Below are 3,797 nucleotides of genomic sequence, written 5' to 3'. Positions count from 1 at the left end.
CGCCAACGACGTGGCCAAGTACTTCGCCATCATCCCGGCGATGTTCCTGGCCTTCTACCCGCAGCTGGGCGTGCTCAACGTCATGGATCTGCACTCGCCGCAGAGCGCGATCCTGTCCGCGATCATCTTCAACGCCCTGGTCATCATCGGCCTGATCCCGCTGGCGCTGCGCGGCGTCCGCTACCGGGCCCTGAGCGCGGCCAGCCTGCTGCGGCGCAACCTCCTGATCTACGGCCTGGGCGGCATCATCGTGCCGTTCATCGGGATCAAGGCGATCGACCTGATCGTCACCGCCCTCGGCCTGGTGTGAGGCACCAAAATGTTGAACCAGATCCGACCCGCCCTCGTGATGATCGTCCTGCTGACCATCATCACCGGCATCGCCTACCCCTTCGCCATGACCGGCATCTCCCAGGGGCTGTTCCCCAGCCAAGCCAATGGCAGCCTGGTGAAGCGCGCCGACGGCACCGTGATCGGCGCCGCGCTGATCGGCCAGAACTTTACCGAGGACAAGTACTTCCATGGCCGGCTGTCGGCGACTTCGGACACCGATCCGAACGACCCGACCAAGACCATCGCGGCGCCCTACAACGCCGCGAACTCGGCCGGCTCCAACCTCGGCCCGACCAGCCAGGCGCTGTCGGACCGGGTGAAGGGCGACGTCGCCGCGCTGGCGGCCCAGGGCATCAGCAACCCACCGGTCGACATGGTGACCAGCTCGGCCTCGGGCCTCGACCCGGACATCAGCCCGGCCAATGCCGAGCTGCAGATCGCCCGGGTCGCTACCGCCCGCAACCTGCCGCCGGACCAGGTGCGCCAGGCGGTGCAGCAGGCCACCAGCGGACGGCTGCTCGGCCTGATCGGCGAGCCGCGGGTCAACGTGCTGCAGCTCAACATGCTGCTGGACGGGCTGAAGGCCTCGTAGTCTTCTCTTCCTTATGACTATGACCGATCGTTCGGATGACGATCGGCGTCCCTCGCCGGAAGCCCTGCTGGAGGCGGTCGCGAAACCTCGCGGCCGCCTCAAGATCTTCCTCGGGGCGGCGCCGGGCGTCGGCAAGACCTATGAGATGCTGTCCCAGGGGGCGGCCCGGCGGCGTGACGGCGTCGACGTCGTCATCGGTGTGGTCGAGACCCATGGCCGGGTCGAGACCCTGGCGCTGGTCGAGGGCTTCGAGCTCGTCGCCCGCCGCCGCTCGGAATACCGCGGCCAGGCGGTCGAGGAGATGGACCTCGACGCCATCCTGGCGCGGCACCCCGCTTTGGTGCTGGTGGATGAGCTGGCGCACACCAATGCGCCGGGCAGCCGCCACGCCAAGCGCTACCTCGATGTCGAGGAGATCCTGGACGCCGGCATCGACGTCTGGACCACGCTGAACCTCCAGCATGTCGAAAGCCTGAACGACGTCGTCGCCCAGATCACCCGCATCCGGGTGCGCGAGACGGTGCCGGATTCCTGGATCGACGGTGCCGCCGAGATCGAGCTGATCGACCTGACGCCGGAAGACCTGCAGAAGCGGCTGGCCGAGGGCAAGGTCTATGTCCGCGACCAGGCGCGGCGGGCGGTCGACCATTTCTTCAAGCCGGGCAATTTGGCCGCCCTGCGCGAACTGGCGCTGCGCCGCACCGCCCAGCGGGTCGACGACCAGATGCTGGGCTACATGCGGGCCCATGCCATCACCGGCCCCTGGGCGGCGGGCGATCGCATCATGGTTTGCGTCAGCGAGGCCCGGGGCGGCGAGGCGCTGATCCGTTATGCCCGGCGCATGGCCGACCGGCTGGGGGCGCGCTGGACCGCAGTCTATGTCGAAGGCTCGCGCCACCACCGGCTGGGCGAGGCCGACCGCGACCGTGTCGCCCGCGCCCTGCTGCTGGCCGAGAAGCTGGGCGGCGAGACGGTGACGGTGCCGGCCACCGACATCGTTGCCGAGATCCTGGCCTATGCCCGGCGCAACAACATCACCCAGATCATCATCGGCAAATCCAGCCGGTCCCGCTGGTTCGAGATGCTGCACGGCTCTGTCGTGCATGACCTCGTGCGCAAGGCCGGCACCATCTCGGTCCAGGTGCTGGCCGGGGACGACGCCCCGCCGGCGGGGGCGGAGGAGCGGATCCAGACCCGCCCGGCCGATCCGGGCCTCGACCCGAGGCCCTATCTGGTCGCCGCCATCGGCGTCGGCGTCACCACGGCGGCCGCCCATCTGGTCGCCGCCATCGCCTCCACCAACAGCATCGCCCTGGTGTTCCTGATCCCGGTGCTGTTCTGCGCCGCGCGCTACGGGCTGGGGCCATCGATCTTCGCCTCGCTGCTCAGCGTCGTCGCCGTCAACTTCTTCTTCCTGGCGCCGCTGTACAGCCTGGTTATCGCCGACCCGTCCAACGTCACCTCGCTGGTGTTCTTCCTGGTGGTCGCCGTCGTCACCTCGAATCTGCAGAGCCGGGCCCGGCTGCAGGCGCGCGGCGCGGCGGCGCGGGCCAAGGCGACGGCGGAGCTGTACGGGTTCAGCCGCAAGCTGGCGGCGATCGCGTCATCCGACGACCTGCTGTGGGCCGCGGCCTACCAGATCGCGGCGATGCTGAACCTGCGCGTGGTCATCCTGATGCCGCTGGACGGGTCGCTGCAGGTCGTCGCCGGCTATCCGCCGGAGGACAGGATCGAGGAGACCGAGCGCGCCGCGGCGCAATGGAGCTGGGCCAGCGACCGGGCGGCCGGTCGCGGCGCCGACACGCTGCCCGGCGGCAAATGGCTGTTCCTGCCCTGGCGCACCGCAGCCAGCCCGATCGGCGTGGTCGGCATCGACCGCGACCAGCCGGGGCCGCTGCTCAGCCCCGACGACCAGCGGCTGCTCGATTCGCTGATGGACCAGGCGGCGGTGGCGATCGAGCGGGTGCGGCTGGCCAAGGATGTCGACGAGGTCCGCGTGGTGGCGGAGACGGAGCGGCTGCGCGCCGCGCTGCTGACCTCGATCAGCCACGACCTGCGCACGCCGCTGGCCTCGATCATCGGCGCCATCTCCAGCCTGCGCCGCCACGATGCGGCGCTGGAGCCGGCGGCGCGGGGCGAGCTGATGGAGATGGTGGAGGACGAGGCCGAGCGGCTGAACCGCTTCGTCGGCAACCTGCTCGACATGACCCGGCTCGAATCCGGCGTGCTGCGGCCGAAATTGGAGGCAGCCGAGGTGGCGGAGATCGTCGGCGCCGCGGCCGATCGCTGTGCACCGCTGGTGGCGCGCCACCGCCTGGTGCTGGACCTCGCACCCGGCCTGCCGCTGTATCTGCTCGACCCGATCCTGCTGGAACAGGTGCTGGTCAACCTGATCGACAACGCCGCCAAATACGCGCCGGCCGGCACCACCATCACCGTCTCGGCGCGGGAGGAGAAGGGGCTGGTGATCCGCGTGCTGCCCGAACCGCCTGACTACGGCACCTTGGCGCGGCTATGCGCCTCGGGGGAGTACGACGTGGTGCTCACCCAGCTTCGAGACGTCATCGACGCGCCGCTGCTCGCGGACGCCCGGGTCAAGGGCGTCTCCAACTACGCGGTCGGCTACAACAACATCGACGTTGATGCCGCCACCCGGCACGGCATCCTGGTGGGCAATACGCCAGGGGTCCTGACGGACGCGACGGCGGACATTGCCATGCTGCTGATCCTCGGCGCGGCCCGCCGCGTGGTGGAGGCCGACCGGCTGGTCCGGGACGGAAAATTCCTCGGCTGGGAACCGGAGCTGCTGCTGGGCCGGGACGTCTCCGGCGCCGTGCTGGGCCTGGCCGGATTCGGCCGGATCGCCCGCGCC

The 3,797-nt window shown here is 69.9% G+C and carries 2 protein-coding genes and 1 pseudogene; all 3 read left to right on the top strand.

From position 1 onward, the window contains the following. A pseudogene (locus AC3XYG_RS13610) lies at positions 1 to 310 on the top strand (potassium-transporting ATPase subunit B); the annotation flags it as partial. Positions 311 to 319: 9 nt separating this feature from the next. Continuing rightward, the gene (kdpC, locus tag AC3XYG_RS13605; RefSeq protein WP_489140376.1) at positions 320 to 925 is read left to right on the top strand and encodes a potassium-transporting ATPase subunit KdpC; all 606 of its coding nucleotides are present in this window, start codon (positions 320 to 322) and stop codon (positions 923 to 925) included. Between the two features lie 19 nt (positions 926 to 944). Further along, positions 945 to 3,797 (top strand): DUF4118 domain-containing protein (locus AC3XYG_RS13600; RefSeq protein ID WP_489140375.1); only part of this gene is annotated, 2,853 nt, incomplete at its 3' end.

The organism is Inquilinus sp., from assembly GCF_057815775.1.
This window is presented reverse-complemented; position numbering and strand designations above follow the sequence as displayed.

Coding starts and splice junctions, on each gene's coding strand:
- kdpC (WP_489140376.1), top strand. CDS start 320: ATGTTGAACCAGATCCGACCCGCCCTCGTGATGATCGTCCTGCTGACC.